Source organism: Nonomuraea sp. B10E15, from assembly GCF_039871615.1.
Taxonomy (GTDB): domain Bacteria; phylum Actinomycetota; class Actinomycetes; order Streptosporangiales; family Streptosporangiaceae; genus Nonomuraea.
Genome location: NZ_JBDPMB010000002.1, coordinates 235,992 through 255,648, shown reverse-complemented (window position 1 = coordinate 255,648; position 19,657 = coordinate 235,992). Strand labels below are relative to the sequence as shown.

The following is a 19,657-nucleotide window of genomic DNA, read 5'->3' as shown; positions in this document are numbered from 1 at the left end:
ACTGCCGTGTCGGCTCTGCCGGGCCCGCCCGCGGCAGGCCGGCAGGCGGGTTCGGTGTTGGTAGGCTCCGCGCCGTGGACACCCCCGCACCGTTCCGAGCGGATCTCGGCAGGTCCGTCCGGCTGCTGCGCGCCTTCCGCCTGGAGCAGAGCAACCCGGACTTCTTCTACGGCACGCTGGCCATGGACACCGTCGCCCAGCTCGGCACGTACACGGAGCTGGCGGGCGCCACGGTGGCCGACGTCGGGGGCGGTCCCGGCTACTTCGCCGACGCGCTGCGCGCGGCGGGGGCGCGCCCGGTGTGCGTCGACTGCGACGCGGGCGAGATGCGCCTGCGCGACGGCCGGCCGCCGCGCGACGCCGTGCTGGGCAGCGCGCTCGACCTGCCGCTGGCCACGGGCTCGGTGGACGTGTGCTTCTCGTCCAACGTGCTGGAACACGTCCCCGACCCGCTCAGGATGGCCGCCGAGATGGTCAGGGTCACCCGGCCCGGCGGGATCGTCTACCTGTCGTACACGGTGTGGCTCTCGCTGTGGGGCGGCCACGAGACCTCCCCCTGGCACTACCTGGGCGGCCACTACGCCGCCCGGCGGTACACGCGCAGGCACGGCAGGCGGCCGAAGAACGTCTACGGCGAGAGCATGTTCGCCGTCGGGGTGACCCGCCCGCTGGCCTGGGCCAGGCGCTGCCCCGACGCCGAGCTGCTGGACGCGGTCCCCCGCTACCATCCCCGCTGGGCCCGGCATGTCGTCCACCTACCTGGCGTCCGCGAGCTGGTCACCTGGAACCTGCTCCTCGTCCTGCGCCGCAGGTGAGCGCCGCCGCATGAGCAGGAGCGCGGCCACGAGGCAGCCCGCGCCCGCCACGCCGCCGCCCACCGGCGCGACCGTGCCCAGCATCAGGATCCAGCGGCGGTAGGCCGCCGCCGTGTCCAGCGCCGCCACGACGTCGGCCTCGCTGGTGCGGAACGTCGCGTCCAGCGCGGTCAGCCGGCCCCGCTCGTCGGCCGTGACCAGCGTCTCCTTCACCTCTTCCACCGTCCTGACCGGCTGCCCGCTGACCGGCTCGACCCAGTACGTACGCCGGATCTCGGCGTAGCGGCCCAGCCCGACGTCGCCCTTGCCGGGCAGCCCGACCAGGCGGCGCGGCAGCGGCGCCGTCTCGCCCGGCACCAGCCGGCGCGGCGTGCGCTGGACGTAGCGGTAGGTCTCGACGCCGCCTATCCGCTCGACCCCGTCGAAGGCGGCCGTGACCGGCACGCGCAGCCGCAGGTCGAACAGCGTGTAGTCGCGGCGCTCGGCGTTGAAGGGCCAGCGGAACGCCTGGCCGGTTTGCCGGATCGTGGTGTCCTCGTCCAGGTACTCGCCGCAGCAGTTGACGATCGCGCCCGTGCGGCGGTCGAAGGCCAGGCGCCGCTCGTGGTAGTCGAGCCGCTCCTCCTCCCGCGTGGCCAGGGAGACCGACTCGCCCCACACCGCGCGGTCCTCGTCGCCGGCCAGCACGTCGCCGATCAGCCAGCGGGTCCGGACCAGCTCGCCCACCACCGGCCGCATCGTGGCCGGGTCGAGGTAGGTCGCCGACTCCGCCACCGACCGGGTCATGCTCTGCTGCTCCAGCGGCGCTTTGAGCACCTGGGCGGCCACGTACAGGCGGGTCAGGGGGATGAGGGTCAGCAGGAAGGCGCCCACGCCGGCCAGCACCAGCGCGAGGTTCCTGCGGCTCATGACGATCATGGTCGCGGCACCGCCTGTCCCGGTGTCACGTCGCCGATGCACACGCCCGGAGGCAGGTCGTCGATGACGATGCGGTCGGCGCCCGGCTCCGCGAGCACGAACACCCGGCCGAGGCCGGCCCGCAGCGCCACGTCCGTGGCGCGGTCGGCCATCCACAGGGTGACCCTCGTGTCCGCGCGGGCGGCGTACCCGAGCCTGACCAGGGTGCCCTCCGGGTGGCCGGCGCGGTTGTCCAGCGGCACCTGGACGGTTCCGCCGGTGACCGGCCAGCACCGGTCCCGGGTGCGCGGAGCGAGCGGGACACCCCGCACGTCCACGGGCCGCAGGCGGCCCTGGTCGTCGAAGACCATGCCGTCGAGCGCCGCGGGCGGCGCCTGCATCGTGGCCCTGAGCCGCGGCGGGGCCAGCGCGCCCAGCACCTTCGACGTCAGGCTGTAGGCGCCGTAGCTGCTCGGCAGCACGTCGGGCGGCACGAGCCGGTCGTAGATCACCGTGCCGGGCGCGGCTCCGGCCAGCTCGGCGCGTGCCGTCTCGATGTAGCGGTGGCGCCGCTCCGCGCCCAGGTGCCCCGCGAAGGCCGAGACCGACACCAGCGACGCGCCCACGAACAGCCCGAGCGCCGCCCCGCAGACCCCGCTCACCCGTTCCCTGGCGGGCAGCGCCCGCCGGTACGGCTCCGCCTCGCCGGGGAGCGGCAGCAGCACGAGCCCGGCGACGAGGGCGACCAGCGGGACGGCGTCGGCGACGTAGCGCGTGTCCGTGCCGGCGAACGAGCCGAGCAGGTGGACCCGGCCCCAGAGCACCGGAAGGGCGTCGGCGACGAGCACGTAGCCGAGCAGCAGCGCCCACGCCAGGCCGGCGCGCCTGCGATAGTACGTGGTGACCGCCACCATGGCCGCGAGGGTCACGAGGGAGGCGATCACGACGGGGAGCGGCGGCGAGGCGACCCCCCAGTCGTTGCCGGCGAACCACCGCCACGGGCCGCCCAGCACGGTCGTGGCGAAGGTCCTGCCCAGCAGCTCCCACAGGAAGCCCGCCGCCTGATCGAAGATCGGCGGTGCCCCGGTGCCGGGCGCCGACGACGACCGGTGGACGTAGAGCGCGCCGAAGCCCGCCAGCACGACGAGCTGCATCGACCAGGCCGCCAGGTGCCCGCGCAGCGCGCGGCGGAGACCGCCGTGATAGATCGCCGTGAGGGCGAACAACACCAGCGGCAGCGCGAAACCCTTGACGAAGCCCAGCAGCCCGAACAACACCCACAGCGCGGCGGCAACGGCGTGCCGCAGCCGGCCGGTCCGCAGGTGGTGCCAGTGCGAGGCGACCGCCATGGGCAGGGCGATCTGCAGGAAGACGGTGTTGAGCCCCGCCGCCCACCACACGAGCACGGGCACGGTGACGGGTGCGACGAGGAAGACGAGGAGCGGCGCGAGGATCGCGGGCCGCGCCCCGAACACGACGCGGAGCATGCGCAGCACGGCCAGGGCGGCGCAGGCGTGCAGCGCCAGGACCATGCCCGCCGCGTACCCCCAGCCGAAGGGCTCCAGCCTGGCCGACAGCCAGGCGAGCAGGAAACCGCCCGGCATGAACTGCCCGAAGTGCACCCGGGTCAGGTAGTCGAAGGAGAGATCGTTCTCCACCGCCCTGGCCACGAACTCGAAGTCGTCCTCCTTGAAGTAGGCGTGCTGGGCGATGGCCGCCTTCCACGCCATGGCCGCGCCGACGAGCACCAGCGCGGCCAGCAGCACCCCGTGCCGCCCGGCCCACCGGGACGCCGCCGCGGCGGCGCGCGCGATCGGTGTCGGGACGGTGATGACCATCCCGGTGCGCGGCTCGGCCGTCCGGCTCACGGAACGCTCGTCATGGCCGGGCCGCCCGCGGCGACGGGTACGGCACGTTCGGACGTCCGCGCGGCCCGCCTGGCGGGGATCTCGGCGAGCAACTGCGCGAGGAGGGGCAGGCAGAGGAGCTGCGGCCAGAACCCGCCGGCGCCGGCGGCCACCAGGACCGCGGCGGCCATGAAGAGGGCGACGCCGCCCGGCGGCCCGGTCAGCAGGCGCCGCCACCGCGGCACGCGCGCGTGTTCGGCCGTGCGCAGCGACCGCGACCACGCCCCCAGCGCGTAGGCGGCGCCCGCGACGCCCGCGCCCACCGGTCCGCCGGTCCAGAAGCCCAATGCGACGGCGAACGGCGCGAGGTGCGCGGCGCGCAGGCGTGCGGGTCGGACCAGAGCCCGGTGGCGCGCGGGCGGTGCCGTCCTGACCAGGGCCAGCAGCACGACCAGCAGCGCCAGAGCGCCGCCCGCGGCCAGCCCCGCGCGGTAGCGGGAGTCGGGCTCGTACGTGAGCGTGACCGCGCCCGCGACGTGCGACGGGAGGAACCACGCCTGCCGCCAGCCGTCGAGCCGGACCGGCTTGAGCTCGACGGCGCCCAGCCTGGCCCGCCAGCCGGGGTTGAAGTTCTCGTTGACGACCAGGTAGGAGTCCTTCGTGACACCGACCTGGACCACCCGCTCCCCGTCCGCCCACGACGTCACGGCCACCTCGCTCGTCTCCACGGGCGCGACCTCCTGGCCGCGGTCCTCGTGGCGGACGATCGCCGACTCGACGCGGTAGGCGTCGCCCGGCCGCAGGGACAACCGCGCCCGGCCGGCCTCCAGCCGCAGCGGCTCGCAACTCTCGAACGCGACGGGCCTGCCGGTGACCACGTCGTTCAGCGAGCCGTCGACGATCTTGGTGTGCACGGTCTCGCCACCGGCGGTGAACGTCGGCCCGAACCCGCAGGGCACGCGGAGCGGGAAGCCGGTCAGGGCGCCGAGCGGGCGAACCCCGGGGAAGGAGACGTCGGTGATCTCGACAGGACGGCCGCCCGACGCCCCGAACTCCAGCTCGACCTTCTTCGCCTCCATGGCGGGGAAGCGGATGATGCCGCCCTGGCCCACCCAGCTCTGCCTGACGCCGCCCTCGGCGCGGATCGTCACGCGGACAGGAGGCGCCCCGAGGTAGGAGTCGGGCGTGACGACGCGGATGCGCGACAACCGCGTCTTACGGGCCAGCTCGACGCTCAGCGTGGGCTTCGGGTCGAGCGGGTCGGCGAACCACGCGGTCTTCGGGTCTCCGTCGAACGCCCACCGGCCGGCCGCCGCGCCGTGCTCGACCGCCGTCGAGGACGCCCGCACCTTCACCGCGTCACCGGGCAGCGTGGTCAGCCGCTCGATGGCCGTGCGCTCGGTGAGCACCGTACGGCCGGAGAGCTCGTACGAGCCGTCCTTCCTGACGGTGAAGGAGCGGTCGAATCCGTGCCCGTCGTCGCCCAGGACCTCGTGGCCCTCGGCGCAACTCCAGGCGAGCGAGCCCCTGACGCAGCCGGGAACGTCACCCGTCCTGCTGAACGCGACCGCCGCGGGCTCCCCGGCACCCGTGCCCGTGCCCGGGTCCGGCACGGGCTGTTCCGTGCCCGGGTCCGGCACGGGCTGTTCCGTGCCCGGGTCCGGCACGGGCTGTTCCGTGCCCGGGTCCGGCACGGGCTGTTCCGTGCCCGGGTCCGGCACGGTGATCGAGCGGGTGGGGTGCACCCCTGGAATGGTCAGCTCAGTGATCCCGACCCGGCCGCCGAGCCCGCGCTCCGGCTCGCCGGCGGTGGCCACCACCTTCAGGCGCAACCGGTCGGCCGGGCCCGCCGGCATTACCAGCTCCTGGGCGTCCGAGGTGGCCCGGACCTTCTGGCGCAGGGCGCCGGTGCCGGTCTCCACCACCACCTCGGCGGGCGCGGGGCTGATGGCCGAGTGCTCGAAGGAGACCTGGAACGTGGCGACGTCCAGCGGCTCGGTGAAGGCGACCTCGATCCACTCGCCGGCAGCGCCGTTCCAGCCGGTGGAGCGCCAGCTGGTGCGCCGGTCGCCGTCGAGCGCGGCGAACGGCTGGTGGCCGGGCTCCCTGCTGCGCGGCGCCGCCGTGACGTCCGCCTCGGAGCTGGACGCCGTGACGCCCGCGATCCCGGTGAACGTGGCCGTGGCGAGATACCGCTCCCATCCCGGGTCCAGGATGTCGTTCGACGGCGAGGCGCCGCGGAACGGCTCGGCCGCGGTGAGCGTGGCGCTGGCGTTGCCGCGCAGGTCGGGGTAGGCGAGCTCGCGCCGGCGCAGCGTGTCGGTCAGCACGGTGTCGCGCCCTGGCACCTCGACGTGCCCGTCGTCGTCGTTGAGCAGCACGGGCCTGTCGTCGTCCAGGAGTCCCTGCTCGGCCAGGTCGAGCACGGCCTCGGGGGCTCCTCCGACGCGCAAGGGGCGGGTGGCGTCGACGGTGCCGACGAGCGGCGCGGCCCCTGGCACCCTGTAGATCTCGACCGCGGGGTAGGGCTGGTCCAGCCAGGCGGCGGCCTTGCCGTACTGGCCGATGCCCACGCCCGGGCCCATCCGGGCGGCGAGCTCGATGCCGGGCGAGTCCTCCAGCGCCTGGTGCACGCGGGCCGGCCAGGCCGTGCCGATGGTGGCGCGGTCCAGGTCGTTACGGACCACCAGGTGCGTCACCCCCATGCGGCGCAGCGTGGCCGTGAGCCCCGCGGACCCCACGCCGGCGGACAGGCGCTCGTCGACGGCCGCCATCAGCCGGGAGATGCCGGCCGACCCCCACGGCACGATGGTGTGCGTGGCCCAGCGGACCTGCGAGAGCGCCTGCATCGGCTCGTCGAGCGGGCGCCCCCAGAGGTACTCGCCGCGTTTGGCCCCCGGCACGGCCAGCACCATCCCGTCGCCGGCGTTGCGGCCGACCCAGGAGATGGCCTGCTTCCAGTAGTCGGGGATCGTGGTGAAGCCGCCGGCCGGCGCGAGGCCGGCGTACAGGACGGGCAGGCCCGACAGCCCCACGAGCCCGGCCGTGACGGCGGTGAGGGGCACGCGCAGGCGCGGGCGCGCCGTGGCGAGGAGGCCGGCGACCCCGAGCGCGACGGGCAGCCTGATCAGCGCGTCGAACTTGTGCAGGTTGCGGAAGGCGGCGAGCGGGCCGTCCAGCAGCTGCACCATGAGCTCGTGGTGGGGGGTGCCGGGATGGCCGGTGGTGATGACGGCCACCCCGCACAGCAGGCTGATGAGGAGGAAGGGCCGCTCCGGCATCCTGCGGGAGGCGAGACCCGCCATGCCCGCCGCCGCCACGGCGGCGGTGACCACGATCAGCCACGGAACCGTGGACTGCTGGTGGGCGTCCGGCAGCCAGGTCTGCCCGTCCACGTTGAGGAAGCTGAGCCAGCTCGACGTCCCGCGCAACGTGTTGACCAGCGAGGTGACGCCTGTGGTCGCGCTGGCGGTCTCGATGTAGGGCAGGAAGGAGAAGATGTAGCCGCCGAGCGTCAGCAGCGGGGCGAGCCACCACATCGAGGCGAACACGATGAGCGGCAACCACCAGGCGACGAGCCGCCGTTTGTCCGGCCCGCCGCGCCGCGTCAGCAGGTAGAGCAGCGGCACGGCGAGCACGGCGTACTCGGCGACGGCGTTGACGCCTCCGCAGAAGAGGAAGGCGAGCGCCGACAACGCGGCCGCCCGGCGCGCCGGCAGCTCGCCTCTGGCGCCCTTGACCAGGGGGAGAACGATCCACGGCAGGACCGCGCTGGGCAGGAACTCCGAGGAGTTGATGCCGATGAGCGCCTGCGCGTGCGGTGCGAGCGCGTACACGAAGCCGGCGATCACGCGGGTGTACGGGCCGCCGATGCGCAGGGCGCGGGCGAGCTGCACCACTCCGAGGAAGGCGGTGCAGAGGACCAGGGACATCCACAACCGCTGGACCACCCAGGCGTCCATGCCCAGCTTGAGGCAGAGCGCGTAGAACGGTCCCATGGGAAAGAGGTAGCCGTAGGCCTGGTTCTGCAGGTGGCCGAAGTACGCGCCGTCCCACAGGTGCAGGGCCCGGCCGAGGAATCCCAGCGGATTGACCGCCATGTCGAGCTTGGTCTCGGGGATGATCTTCTCGGTCGCGGTGTTGAACGCGATGGCGCCGAGCAGGAGGCAGGAGGCGAGGAGCCGCAGCCTGTGCCTGACCCGGATCTCGTAGCTCTCGGCGGCGGCCTCCGCGAGCTCTTCGTGGAGGCCAGGCGAGGCTTGGGTCACTGATGGGCTCCGCCGCGATCTTGGAGTTTCGCCAGGATAAGTCCGGTTATGCTAGCCCCAGTTCGGGCCCACGTAAATTCGCGCGCCCACTCCCGGCAGGCGCCGGCCACCTCGGCCCTGCGACACGGGTCCGACAGTTCCTTCAGCGCCCGTTCGACCACGTCGGCCAGGCACTCGTCCTCGCTCACGAGCCATCCGGTGACGCCGTGTCGCACGGAGTCGCGCAGGCCCGCCACGTCATAGGCAACCGTCGGGACCCCGAGGGCGGCGGCCTCGATCACGGTCAGCCCCCAGCCTTCGAACTCCGAGGCCGTCACGTTGAGGCGCGCGGCGCCGAGCAGCGCGTTCTTGCGCGCCGCCGGCAGGTATCCGTGCAGCACGGCCCGCCCGTGGAGCCCGTGGTCCGCGATCCGCCGGGCCAGCGGGCCCTGTTCCGGGCCGCGCCCGATGACGTGCACGGTCAGCCCCGGCCACGACGCGTCGAGGTGGGCGGCCAGGTCGACGACCCGCTCGATGCGCTTGTGCCCGACGAGCCGCCCCGCGTAAACGATCGTGGGCTCGCCCTGTCCCGGCTCCGGCGCGCCCGTCTCGGGCTCGGCGCAGCCGTTGGGCACGACGGTGATCGGGGCGAGCCAGCGCAGCTTCCCGGCCAGCTCCCGCTTGGACGACTCCGAGACGGTGACGGTCAGGCAGCGGCGGTAGAGCAGCCGGGCGACCGGCCCTTCGACGAAGCAGCCGATCCTGGCCAGCCAGCGCGGGAGGAAGGCGTGGAACTGCCGGTCGTGGACGTGGTGGACGAGGCACAGCACGGGTGTGCGGCGGCGTACGACGAGGGGGGAGAAGAAGGGGATGCCGTTCATCGTGTCGATGACGGCGTCGACCCGGCGCCGGTGGAACAACAACCAGAGCGGCACCAGCACGTAGACCAGGTAGGGGTTGCCCATCCTGCGCAGCCGGACGCCGTCCAGGACCTCGGCGCGCCGCTGTCCCCGCTGCCGGCCGGTCACGAAGGTCACCACGGCGCCCTGGGCCAGCAGGAACCGGCTGACCTGCCAGGCGTACTCCTCGGCGCCGCCGGCGGTCGACTGCCGGGGCTCGCGGAAGTTGAGCATGGCCACGCGGATTCCCGCGAGCGGCCGCTCTCCCCCTTCGCCGCCGGCCCGCGGCGCGGGCGGGGCCGCCGCCTCCGGGTCACCGGTAAAGACCACCGTCACTCCTCACAGCGGGCGTGCGGGCATGGCGAAGCCAACCCTTGTGCTGTTGAGCTGGTACGACGCCATCAAGCAGGGACGACCCGTCGAGGGGCCAGGATCACCTGGTGCCGTAGTTGTAGAGCGGCTGGTTCGGCGGGGTCAGGGCGGGTGACGCCACGTTGACCACGGCGACGGAGGCTCCGACCGCCAGCAGAGCTCCGATGGCCAGGGCCACGAGAAGTCGCAACAACAGAGCACTCCTTCCTGTCAGTGGCGCAGTGTGCCGAGACTAGAACCTGTTCCGCCTTGAAGCCATAACATTGGTCAAACCGTGATAAAGCAAGTTACCCTCCGGTATATCACAAAACAGCCGGTCAACGCCGCAACAGGTGCAGCTCTTCGCCGCGGAAAACGGTCTTCCAGCCGGCCGGCTCAAGGGAGAACTCGTTCTGGCTCCCCGCCACCAGGACGTACCTGGCGGGCAGGCCCGCGTAGTCACCGGCGGCCAGCAGCCCGGCGACGCGCCGGTTGAGCGGGTCCTCCCCGCGCACCCGCAACCGGCCACCGCCCGGCAGGCCGACGACGAGGGTGTCGTCCGCGATCACCCGGCGCTCGAAGAGCTTGGTCGCCGGATCGAGCACGACCCGGCCGCCGTTCCAGGCGAAGGCCCGGTGCGCGCCCCAGGGCAACGACAGCAGCGCGCCGGGGGCCGGGTCGTCGTTGACGATCCGCTGCACGGCCCGCCACTCGGGCGGGTACGCGGCCACCGCCAGCCGCCCGAAGGCCCCGTACGCCAGCGTGGGCAGCACCAGCACCGGCGCCATGACCCCCACGAGCGCCGGCGCGCCCGACCGCAGGGCCGCGGCCAGGCCGACCGCCGCCACCAGGACGAGCGGCGCCAGGTAGACCTGGCCGTCGCGCAGCGGCCCGAACCCCGGCCACAGCGCGATGAGCCCTTTGAGCGCCTCCCGCCCCGCCGGGAACGCCCCCAGCGCGGCGACGCAGAACCCGGCCCCGGCCGCCACGGCGAGCCCGCCCCACCACGCGGGCCGCTCGGGGCGGGAGCGGAGCCGGGCGTACCCGAGGACGCCGGCCGCGACCAGGAGCAGGCGCGTGGTGGCGGACCACCACGACTCCTGGCCGGGCAGCCCCGCGTCGGCGCTCCAGATGCCGCCCAGCGAGAAGAGGCTGGCCAGCACGCCGAAGGGACCGTCGGCGCGGGCCGCGAACGCGTCCACCCCGGCGGGGTCCGTCACCGCGCCCGAGCCGAGCGCGGGCAGCGCCCACGGCAGGCTGTACACGGCCAGGATCCCGGCCACCACGGGCACTCTGCGGCGCGCGACGGCGATCGGCAGCAGCGTCAGCGCCGAGACCAGCATCGCCTGGAACCCGCCGATCGCGGCGGGGAGCAGCGCCGCCGCCAGGCGGGTCCAGCGCAGGCCCGTGGCCCGCACCGCCCACGGCAGCCCGGCCACGCCGAGCAGCAGCGCCCACTGGCCGAGCATGAGCCGCTGTGCCAGATAGATGTTCCAGGCGAAGCAGGCCGCGGCGACCAGCCGGGCCAGCCGGCGCTCCGGCGCCACCAGCGCCGCCGCGCCGGTCGCGGCCAGCACGAAGATCCCGGCCAGCAGCCCTTTCTGCACGATCTCCACGGGCAACACCCGGGACAGGAGCGCCACGACCAGGTCGCTGGGCACGGCGCGAGGGAAGCCGCCGCGGTCCGGCAGCAGCGGCGCGTCGGGCACGAAGAGCAGGTCGTACCGGAGCACCAGGCCCCAGCCCAGCGCGGGCCCCAGGGCCAGCGCCGCCAGGGCCGCGCCGAGCAGCGCGGGCGCCATCCGGGCGGGCGTCAGGCGCGCGCGGGCGGGCGCCGGGGGCACGGGCGACGACCGCTCGACGTCCACCGCGGCACCGCCTCTCCCCCGTCCTCGGACATTCCAGGCACAGGGGAGAGTAGCCGCCACAGACTCACATGCGTTACTTACCGGGCTCCGGGTCCCTCGGCAAGGCCCCTTCCCGCCTGCTCCACCGCCTTGCGTCGTCGCTCAGGCGTCAATGGGGCACTCACCAGCCGGCCATGAAGTCGCTGCCGTTGGCGTTGTAGGCGCGTACGAGCCGGCGGCCGACCATCGTCTCGTGGATCTCGCTGGTGCCGTCGAAGATCTGGGTCGCCTTGGCATCACGGTGGAGGCGCTCGACCCGGCTGCCGATCACCATTCCGGAGGCGCCGAAGAGTTGCATGGCCTGGTCGGTGTGTTGGCGGGCAAGGTCGCTCGCGGTCATTTTGGCCACCGAAATCAGATCTTGGTCGCCGCCCGGCCTCGCCATGTAGCTCTCGGTCGCTCGGAGCGTGAGCTCGCGCGCGGCCTGGTAGGCGGCCCGCATCCTGCCCAACTTGATCTGGATGCTGGGGAGGTCGCCGATCTTGCCTCCGAACGCCTCGCGATGCGCGGCGCGCGCGACGCTCTCCTCGAGGGCGGCGCGGAGCAGGCCGCAGGCGTAGGCGGCCGCGTCGATCCGCGCCATGTTGAGGCCGTCCATCATCCCGGCGAAGCCCTCGACCTCAAGGGCGTGGTCGGCGGGCACGCGTACGCCATCGAAAGTGAGGGTCCCGTTCGGCAGCCCGCGGTAGCCCGACAACCGTGGGCCCCACTCGCCGGACGCGCCCTCGAAGGCCATGTCGACGACCAGCGCCAGGGTCTTGGCGTCCCGGGCGTCGGTCTCGGCCTTGCACAACACGATCGCGTAGTCCGCCACCGGAGCGAAGCCGACCCAGCACTTACCCCCGTCAAGGACGTAGCGGTCACCGTCGCGGCGGGCCACGGTCGTCATACCTCGCAGGTCGGTGCCGGCCTCGGGCTCGGAGAGGGCAAAGGACCCGTAGGCCTTGCCGGCCACGGTCAGCGGCAGCCAGCGGTCCCGGACCGGAGCGGGTGCGAAGCGCGCCAGCAGGTAGGAGACCAGCCGCAGCACGCCGACCTCCATCGCGAGCGGCGCGCACGCCGCCGTGAGCCGTTCGCTCGTCTCGTGGGCCAGCGGCATCCGGGAAAGGTCGAGACGGAGGTCGTCATCGAAGATCAGCCGGACCAGCCCGAGGCCGGCCGCCTGGTCGAGCAGGTCCTTGTCGAACTCCCCCGTCGCATCCATCCGGGCGCCACGGTCGCGGACCGTGGTTTCGACGAACTCCTCGACCGCCTCGCGTGTCGCCGGGGCCGGCGCGATGGTCTGGTTGGTCATGCCTCTCCCTCTGGTTCCTTCTGGTCGTGGAGATCGCGGTCGGGCTTCGCCCGATCGCGGGGGCGGAACTGGTGGTCCCAGTACGGGGCGAGCTCCGGTGCCATCCGGTCCGCGAGCCGGGACCGCTGGATCTTGCCGACCGACGTGGTCGGCAGGTCCTCACCGAAGAACACGACCTTCGGGCTGGCGTCAAAACCGAGTCGCTCGATGCACCAGGCCCGGAGCTCCTCCTCGGTCACCGGCGCGTGGGGAATCACCGACGCCGCCACCTCCTCGCCGTACCAGCGGTTGGCAAAGCCGAACGCCGCCGCCCTGGTCACGGAGGGATGGGCGGCGAGCACCTCATCGACGGCCTGCGGGAGAACGGTCGAGCCGCCTCGGGAGATCGAGTCGCTGAGCCGCCCCTCGAGGAAGAACCAGGGCAGCCCGTCCGGTCCGGTGGTGCGGTAGCCGCGGTCGCCGGTGTGGAACCAGCCCCGGGCAAACGCCGCCGCGGTCGCCTCCGGGTTGTGGGCGTAGCCGAGCATGAGCATGCTGCCGCGCGCCACGATCTCGCCGCGCTCCTCGTCCGCGCACTCCCGCCCCCCGGGGTCGACGACGCGGACGTCGGCATGCCGCACGGGCGTACCGATCGAGCCACGCATCCGGCCGGCCAGCGCACCGACGGGCAGTGAAGTCGTCGTCGTCAGCACCGACGTGGTCTCGGACAGTCCGTAGAGCTGCCGCACGGGAATGCCGAAGCGCTGCTCGAACTGTTCCGCAGCCTCCGGGCGCAGGGGGCCGCTGCCCGACACCACGTGGCGCAGCCCGTGCCCGGGCTCGGGCGTCGACGGGTCAGCGAGCAGGTACTCCAGCACTGTCGGTACGAGGCTGCAGGCGTTGGCGCCCGATCTGGCGACAGTCGACCAGAAGCGGTCGCTGCGGAAGCGGTCCATCAGTACCGTCGAGCCGCCCGCGAACCAGGGCAGGAACGAGCAGATGACCAGCCCGTTGGCATGGCTGATCGGCAGAACGTTGATCAGCCTGGTGTCCGGTGTCCAGTCGAGCGCGGCGCGCATCGCGTCGCAGTTGACGAACAGCCCGCGCATCGACAGCAGAATCGGCTTCGGCGTACCACTGGTGCCGCTGGTGTGGAGGCGAAGCGCCGGCGCGTCCAGGTCGGGCTCCGGCCCCTCGTCCTCGAGTACCACGGCCGGGGACGGCACCTCGGCCGAAGGCAGCACCTCGGCGGTCGGGAGCAGCCGACCGGGGCCGTCCGGGTCGTCGGTGACCAGCCACGGCTCCTCGCAGGCGGCGAGCAGGGCCGCGTGACGCTCCCGCCCGTCGCGCGGGTCGAGCGGGACGAAGCAGGCGCCGATCCACCAGGCGGCGAACGCGACCAGCAACGTCGCGGGGCGGTTGGTCGCGACCAGGGCGAGATCGTCGCCGGGGCGCACTCCCGAGGCGCGGAGCCGGGCGGCGACGGACCGCACGTCCGCGGTCCAAGCGGCACCGGTCCAGGTTCGTGACCCGGCACGGGAGGGGTCCTCGACCAGGTAGGTGGTGTGGTCGGCGCGGCGCTCGAGAAGGAGCCCGCGATACGACGTCCAAGGCGCGACGTGGTCGTCGACCGGCGCACGAGCCGCGTCCACGTCGCTCTCTCTGGCCGGCCGGGCTTTCATGGTGATCACCACTCCTCCGACGTGCTCATGCGACCTCCTCGGGCCGGTCAGCGCCCGACGTGCACGTGCCCGCGGGAGCGGGCTAGGTAGTAGAAGACGACACTGACGAGCGCGACGACCCCGCCGTACACCGCGAACAGCCAGAAGTTGCCGTTGGAGCGCAACCAGACCAGCAAGTAGGACGAGGTGCCGCCGAAGATCGAGACTCCGAGGGCGTAGCCGAGCGCGACGCCGGTGGTGCGGATCTCGCGCGGCATCAGCGTGACCGCGACGTAGTTGTAGAGGCTCATGTTGAAGCCGACCACCACACCGCCGAGCACCATGACAAGCGCGAACATCGCAAGGTTCCGCTCGCTGTAGAGCAGCATGAAGAAGAACGTCGGCACCAGCGCCAGCCGCATCGCGGTGAACACACGCGCGGTGCCGATCCGGTCTGCCAGGCCACCGATGATCGGCCCGGACACGATCCAGATGACTCCCATGATCGTGGTGAGCGCGAAGACCCACGTGCTGTTCTCGGAGTACGTCGAGTTCGCCAGGTTGGGGAGACCGGTGATCCAGGCGTAGTTCGCGATCTGGATGGACCCGATGACGAGCACGACCCCCACCAGCGCGAGACGGGCCCGCCACAGCGTCTTCCACAGCGAGGCCACGCCGCGCCGCTCGGGGGCGTCGTGACTGCGGCTGACCGCACGGGTGACCAGCGTCTCGGGCAGGGTCTTGCGCAGGTAGAGGACCGCGATACCGGCCAGCCCGGCAATCGCGAACGGTACTCGCCAGGCCCAGTCCGCCATCGCGGCAGGCGAGACGATCGCGCTGACGACGAACGCCACCGCGCTGGCGCTGAAGATCCCGATCTGGATGAACGTCCCGCTGATCAGACCGAGATAGCGACCCTCCTCACCGCGAGGGGCGAGCTCCGCGCCGATGGCGTTGGCCACGCCGGCCTCGGCCCCGGTGACCAGTCCCTGGACCAGGCGCAGCACCAGGAGCATCACGCCGGCCCCGGCGCCCAGCGTCTGATAGGTGGGCATCACGGCCACGGCCAGCGAGGTAGCCGACATCGCCGCGACCGAGATCAGCATCACCCGCTTGTGGCTGATCAGGTCCGCGACCGGCCCGAGCAGCGCCGCTCCGATCGGCCGCGCGAAGAAGCCGGCCCCGAAGACGGCCAGCGCGCTCAGCAGGGCGGTGGCCGGATCCTCCGACGGGAAGAAGTGTGGCGCGAGGAAGGCGGCCATCAGGCCGTACATGTTCCAGTCGAACCACTCCAGCGCGACCCCGCCACCGAGACCCGCCGTCATCCGCCGGTCGGGCCGGGCCACGTTCGCGGGGGCCTCGGCGGGCGCCTGCTGCTCCGGGTGCATCGGTTCTCCGTTCGTGCGAGCCGTCTCAACATCATCTGAAATATTGGACGGTCTCCGATATTTGGAGCACGTTGACATACGACCTCGAGGTCGGTCAAGCCCTCGACCTCCAACCTGGCCGCGCCTTGACGCCACGAACACGGATGGGGTAGGCGTTTAACGGGACAGACGTTGTCCGAAATTTCAAACAGAAGGGTTGGGTTCATGGCCGATGGGACGGTCACCGGCTCGTCCGCGGTCCGGACGCTCGTGGAGGACGGCCTCCTCGGCGCCCCGCCGCCCGAGGTGCCCGCGTCGTCTGTCGCGTTCCCCGACGGCGGTTCGTGGCGGGTCGAGCTGCCCAGCGTGGAGGGGCCGGCCGCGGCACAAACCGCGCTGGAGGAGGCGGAGTCGCTCGACGTACCCGTTCATCGGATCTCGCAGGGCTCAGGCGTGACGATGCTCAGCGACCGCGAGATCACTGACATGGTGCAGCTGTGCCGGGAGCGATCGGTGGAGCTGTGCCTGTTCGCCCGGCCCGGGGCGAACTGGGACGTCGGAGCCTCGCACCTCAGCCCTGCCGGCTCCCCCGGGACACGCGCGCGCGGCGTCAACCAGCTCCGAGCCGCCGTCGAGGAGATCATGCGGGCCGGCGACCTCGGCGTCACCTCGTTCCTCGTCGCGGACGAGGGAGTGCTGTGGGCGGCCCACCGGCTGCGCGCGACCGGCAAACTACCGGCCGGCACGCAGCTCAAGGTGTCGGTGATGGCCGCGCCCGCCAACCCGGTCGCCTTCGCCGTGCAGGCGGGCCTCGGCGCCGACACGATCAACCTTGCTTCGGACCTCTCACTGACCCAACTGGCCGAGATGCGCGGCGCCAGCGACGCCACGATCGACTTCTACGTCGAAGCCCCCGACAACATCGGCGGCTTCGTCCGGTACGGCGAGATCGGGGACATCGTGCGGGTCGCGGCCCCTGTCTACCTGAAGTTCGGGCTGCGCAACGCTCCGGACGTCTACCCGGCCGGCGCCCAGCTGGACAAGGTCACTCTCGCGTCGACCCGGGAGCGGGTACGCCGGGCGCGGCTCGGGCTCGACCAGCTCGCGCGCACCCCCGGCATACCCCCGATGTCACCGCTCGGCGAGCGCGACCAACCCGTACTGCCGCGTTTCGCAGCACCAGACATCTCCACGACCCAGACCGCCCATCGCGCAGGGAGCAACCTATGAGAGCAGCCGTCCTCCGCAAGCCGGGCTCACCACTGACGATCGAGGACGTTGACCTGGCCGCGCCGCAGCGCGGCGAGGTGCACGTCCGCGTGGAGGCCGCGGGCGTGTGCCACAGCGACCTGCACTACATGACCGGCGACCTCCAGGGGAGGCTGCCCGCCGTCCTCGGCCACGAAGGGGTCGGCGTCGTCGAGGGCGTCGGATCGGGAGTCACCCGCGTCGCCCCGGGCGACCGGGTGGTGATGACCTGGCGACCGCGCTGCGGCGAGTGCGAGTTCTGCACCAGCGGCCGTCCCGCCCTGTGCGTGCTCGGCCGCGTCCAGGGCACCACCGGAGGCCTGCCCGACGGCACCACCCGCCTGCGCGCCGGTGACGAAACCGTCCACCACCTCATGGGCGTCTCGTGCTTCGCCGAGCGCTGCGTGGTCTCCGACCGGTCCGTGGTCGCCATCCCCAAGGACGTTCCCGCCGAGGTCGCGGCGATCGTCGGCTGCGCGGTCGTGACCGGCGTCGGCGCCGTTCTCAACGTGATGTCCACGGCCACGGCCGACCCGGTCGTGGTGATCGGCGCCGGCGGTGTCGGGCTGAGCACGGTCATAGGCCTTGCCCTGGTCGGCGCCGGCCCGATCGTCGCGGTCGATACTGTGGACGCCCGGCTCCGGCTCGCTCGCGATCTCGGCGCCACGCACACGGTCAACGCGACGACCGACGACCTCGCCGCCGTCCTCGACGAGGTCGCTCCAGGCGGTGCGCGCTGGGCCGTGGACGCCGTCGGTGCGCCCGGCACGATGGAGCAGGCGTTCGCCAGCCTGAGCACGGCCGGCACGCTGGTGGCCCTCGGCTTGGGCCGGGCCGGAGCGGGGTTCACTGTGCCGGTGAACACGCTGGTGCAGCAGGAGCGGCGCGTGGTCGGCAGCCTCTACGGCTCATCGAACCCCGTCGTGCAGATCCCCCAGATCCTGGACCTTCACCAGCGTGGCCTGCTGCCGCTGGACAGGCTCGTCGGACGCCGGTTCGCCCTCGACGAGGTCAACGAGGCCTACTCGGCGCTGACGGCAGGCGCGACCGGGCGCTCCGTCATCGTGCCCGGCGCGTGAGTTCAGCCGTGCTCGCCGCTCGCACCCAGCTCTCGCGAAAGCGCCCTGGCGCCCTCGCGGACCAGGTCGAGGTCCCGCTCGCGCGCGCCCTCGTTCCAGCGAATGGTCGGCACAGTGATGCTCATGGCGGCGACACAGCTGCCGTGCGCGTCGAAGACCGGAGCCGCGACGCACGCCGCGTCGTCGTTGGACTCGCAGAACTCCTCGGACCAACCGCGCCGACGGATCTCGCCCAGCTCGGCGAGGAGCCGGGCCTTGGAGTCGATGCTCCGCCTCGTCATCGGCTCCACCGACTCGTCGTCCGGGTAGAGGGCGTCGAGCTCGTCGTCGTCGAGAGCGGAGAGCAACATCTTGCCGCCCGCGGTGCAGTGCGCGGCCAGGCGGCTGCCCACGGTCGAGACCAGGCGGACGGCGTGCCGGCTGTCGATGCGGACGACGTAAACCGCGAGCCGGCCGTCGCGCACGGCCACCTGGACGGTCTCGCCGCTTTCCGCGGCGACCGACTTGGCGATCTTGCGACCGAGCGCGGCCATGTCGAGAGCCCTCTCGTACGCGCCGCCGAGCTGGAGCACCTTCACTCCAAGGGTGTAGGAGCCCGGCTGGTCTCCGGCCGCCGTCAGGTAGCCACGGTCGACCAGCGCGCCCACGAGCTCGTGGACGCTCGCCCGCGGAAGCCCGAGACGGGCGGTGATCTCGGGCACCCGGAGGCCGTTGGAGGAGTCGAGGAACAGCTCGAGGATGTCAAGCCCTCGACGCAGCGCGGGCGCCGTCATCCGCCCGCCGTTCGGGGAGGTCGCTCGCACCTGTGTCGACCGGTCGTTTACCATGACAGACATCGTCTGATATTTCGGAAAATATCGCAACTAACCCACGCGTCGGGTCCGCGGCACCTGCGCCCGGGAGGACTTCTATGACCACATCTCTAGCACTCGCGCGCGACCGGATGGTGGAGCGCGCCGTCCAGAGCCGCTCGGTGCTCTCGCGTGGCCTACCCCATTGGGCGTCGGGCGAGACCGGCGACTGGACGGTCACCCCCGACGGCGACTGGACGGGCGGCGCCTACGTCGGTGAGCTCTGGCTCGCCCACGCGCTCGATCCCGCCCGGGTCAGCGCCGCGGACGCCCGGGCGGCACTGGCCCTGATGCTGCCGCGGACGGATCACCGCACCGCCTTCAAGGGCTTCGGGTTCTACTTCGGCGCCGCGGCGGCCACCCGACTGGCCGACGACGCCGGCACCGACAAGATCGCGCTGAGGGCCGCACGGGTGCTCGTTGACATGTACGACGAGCGGCTCGGACTGATCCCGCTCGGGGAGGACGCGGAAGAGGCCACCTCCGTCGGCGCGGCCGAGAGCAGCATCGACTCCCTGCAGGCCGTCGCCCTGCTCTTCTGGGCGGCGGACCACACCGGCGACGAGACGTTCGATCGGATCGCCACACGGCATCTGGAGCGGGTCCTGGGGATCCACGTGCGGGCGGATGGCTCGGTTGTCCAGTCCTCCACCCTCGACCCGACGAACGGCCGGGTGCTGCGCACCCACACCCACAAGGGCTACGACGACGAGAGCACGTGGGGTCGCGCGCAGGGCTGGGCAATGCTGTACGCCGCGCACGCAGCCGTCGTACGCCCCGGAGACCCGCGCTGGCAAGGCCTCGCCCGTCGCACCGTCGACTGGTGGATCACGCACGTCCCGGACGACCTGATCGCGTTCTGGGACTTCGACGACCCCGCGATCCCCGACACCGATCGCGATACCGCAGCGACCACGATGGCCATCGCGGCCGCGCTACGGCTCGCCCACGCGCTCGGCGAGGGCGGCGCGCCGTACCGCGACTTCGCAGAGCGCACGGCTCACGCCGTGGTCGACCGCTACCTGACGCCGACCGGCGACACCGACGGGCGACCGGTCGGCATGCTCACCGGCGGGTGCTTCACGCGTCGCGGCACCGTGCGTCAGCAGGACGCGGCGACGAACGTCGAGCTCGTCTTCGGCAGCTACTTCCTGCTCGAGTCGCTGATGATCTTGACCGGCGTGATCCCCGCCGGCCGGATCTGAGCCAGCCAGA

At 72.7% G+C, this 19,657-nt stretch carries 14 protein-coding genes; 4 read left to right on the top strand and 10 right to left on the bottom strand.

Annotation, left to right across the window (positions count from 1 at the left end; all coding sequences use genetic code 11):
* Window positions 1–74: 74 nt before the first annotated feature.
* Complete coding sequence (locus tag ABGB14_RS10295) at window positions 75–815, top strand: class I SAM-dependent methyltransferase (RefSeq protein WP_347643354.1); 741 nt, start codon at window positions 75–77, stop codon at window positions 813–815.
* Here the strand turns inward: ABGB14_RS10295 and ABGB14_RS10290 are convergent.
* The 9 genes from ABGB14_RS10290 to ABGB14_RS10250 all read right to left on the bottom strand — a co-directional run bounded on the left by ABGB14_RS10290 (window position 756) and on the right by ABGB14_RS10250 (window position 15,285).
* Window positions 756–1,724 carry a DUF3068 domain-containing protein gene (locus ABGB14_RS10290; protein ID WP_347643353.1) on the bottom strand — a complete coding sequence of 323 codons (969 nt, stop codon included), beginning with the start codon at window positions 1,722–1,724 and terminating at the stop codon, window positions 756–758. The two genes, ABGB14_RS10295 and ABGB14_RS10290, sit on opposite strands and share 60 nt — an antisense overlap.
* A 5-nt stretch (window positions 1,725–1,729) precedes the next feature.
* Window positions 1,730–3,580, bottom strand: a complete 1,851-nt coding sequence (locus ABGB14_RS10285) for a hypothetical protein (protein WP_347643352.1) — start codon at window positions 3,578–3,580, stop codon at window positions 1,730–1,732.
* The gene (locus tag ABGB14_RS10280) at window positions 3,577–7,827 is read right to left on the bottom strand and encodes an alpha-(1->3)-arabinofuranosyltransferase family protein (protein WP_347643351.1); all 4,251 of its coding nucleotides are present in this window, start codon (window positions 7,825–7,827) and stop codon (window positions 3,577–3,579) included. The genes ABGB14_RS10285 and ABGB14_RS10280 overlap by 4 nt, the downstream gene beginning before the upstream one ends.
* Window positions 7,824–9,035: a glycosyltransferase family 4 protein gene (locus ABGB14_RS10275; protein WP_347643350.1), complete on the bottom strand. Its 1,212-nt coding sequence runs from the start codon at window positions 9,033–9,035 to the stop codon at window positions 7,824–7,826. The genes ABGB14_RS10280 and ABGB14_RS10275 overlap by 4 nt, the downstream gene beginning before the upstream one ends.
* A 103-nt stretch (window positions 9,036–9,138) precedes the next feature.
* A complete protein-coding gene (locus ABGB14_RS10270; RefSeq protein WP_281284010.1) occupies window positions 9,139–9,270 on the bottom strand; it encodes a hypothetical protein in 132 nt (43 codons plus the stop codon).
* A gap of 124 nt (window positions 9,271–9,394) precedes the next feature.
* Window positions 9,395–10,924 (bottom strand): hypothetical protein, encoded by a 1,530-nt coding sequence (locus ABGB14_RS10265; protein ID WP_347643349.1) that lies wholly within the window; start codon window positions 10,922–10,924, stop codon window positions 9,395–9,397.
* Between the two features lie 160 nt (window positions 10,925–11,084).
* Window positions 11,085–12,257, bottom strand: a complete 1,173-nt coding sequence (locus ABGB14_RS10260) for an acyl-CoA dehydrogenase family protein (RefSeq protein WP_347643348.1) — start codon at window positions 12,255–12,257, stop codon at window positions 11,085–11,087.
* Complete coding sequence (locus tag ABGB14_RS10255) at window positions 12,254–13,918, bottom strand: class I adenylate-forming enzyme family protein (protein ID WP_347643826.1); 1,665 nt, start codon at window positions 13,916–13,918, stop codon at window positions 12,254–12,256. The genes ABGB14_RS10260 and ABGB14_RS10255 overlap by 4 nt, the downstream gene beginning before the upstream one ends.
* 47 nt (window positions 13,919–13,965) lie before the next feature.
* Window positions 13,966–15,285, bottom strand: coding sequence for an MFS transporter (locus ABGB14_RS10250; RefSeq protein ID WP_347643347.1), 1,320 nt, complete (start codon window positions 15,283–15,285; stop codon window positions 13,966–13,968).
* 204 nt (window positions 15,286–15,489) lie between these two features.
* On the opposite strand from ABGB14_RS10250, the gene ABGB14_RS10245 reads away from it, so the two are divergent.
* Window positions 15,490–16,494, top strand: a complete 1,005-nt coding sequence (locus ABGB14_RS10245) for a hypothetical protein (protein ID WP_347643346.1) — start codon at window positions 15,490–15,492, stop codon at window positions 16,492–16,494.
* On the top strand, window positions 16,491–17,591 hold the full coding sequence (locus ABGB14_RS10240) for an alcohol dehydrogenase catalytic domain-containing protein (protein WP_347643345.1): 1,101 nt from the start codon (window positions 16,491–16,493) through the stop codon (window positions 17,589–17,591). Before ABGB14_RS10245 ends, ABGB14_RS10240 begins: the two co-directional genes overlap by 4 nt.
* Before the next feature lie 2 nt (window positions 17,592–17,593).
* On the opposite strand, the gene ABGB14_RS10235 is transcribed toward ABGB14_RS10240, so the two are convergent.
* Entirely contained in the window at window positions 17,594–18,427 is an 834-nt protein-coding gene (locus ABGB14_RS10235; RefSeq protein WP_347643344.1) for an IclR family transcriptional regulator, read from the bottom strand.
* A gap of 74 nt (window positions 18,428–18,501) precedes the next feature.
* Between ABGB14_RS10235 and ABGB14_RS10230 the strand changes: the two genes are divergently transcribed.
* Window positions 18,502–19,647, top strand: coding sequence for a hypothetical protein (locus tag ABGB14_RS10230; RefSeq protein WP_347643343.1), 1,146 nt, complete (start codon window positions 18,502–18,504; stop codon window positions 19,645–19,647).
* Window positions 19,648–19,657: the final 10 nt, after the last annotated feature.

Coding starts and splice junctions, on each gene's coding strand:
- ABGB14_RS10235 (WP_347643344.1), bottom strand. CDS start 18,427: ATGTCTGTCATGGTAAACGACCGGTCGACACAGGTGCGAGCGACCTCC.
- ABGB14_RS10260 (WP_347643348.1), bottom strand. CDS start 12,257: ATGACCAACCAGACCATCGCGCCGGCCCCGGCGACACGCGAGGCGGTC.
- ABGB14_RS10230 (WP_347643343.1), top strand. CDS start 18,502: ATGACCACATCTCTAGCACTCGCGCGCGACCGGATGGTGGAGCGCGCC.
- ABGB14_RS10245 (WP_347643346.1), top strand. CDS start 15,490: ATGGCCGATGGGACGGTCACCGGCTCGTCCGCGGTCCGGACGCTCGTG.
- ABGB14_RS10240 (WP_347643345.1), top strand. CDS start 16,491: ATGAGAGCAGCCGTCCTCCGCAAGCCGGGCTCACCACTGACGATCGAG.
- ABGB14_RS10255 (WP_347643826.1), bottom strand. CDS start 13,918: ATGAAAGCCCGGCCGGCCAGAGAGAGCGACGTGGACGCGGCTCGTGCG.
- ABGB14_RS10290 (WP_347643353.1), bottom strand. CDS start 1,724: ATGAGCCGCAGGAACCTCGCGCTGGTGCTGGCCGGCGTGGGCGCCTTC.
- ABGB14_RS10250 (WP_347643347.1), bottom strand. CDS start 15,285: ATGCACCCGGAGCAGCAGGCGCCCGCCGAGGCCCCCGCGAACGTGGCC.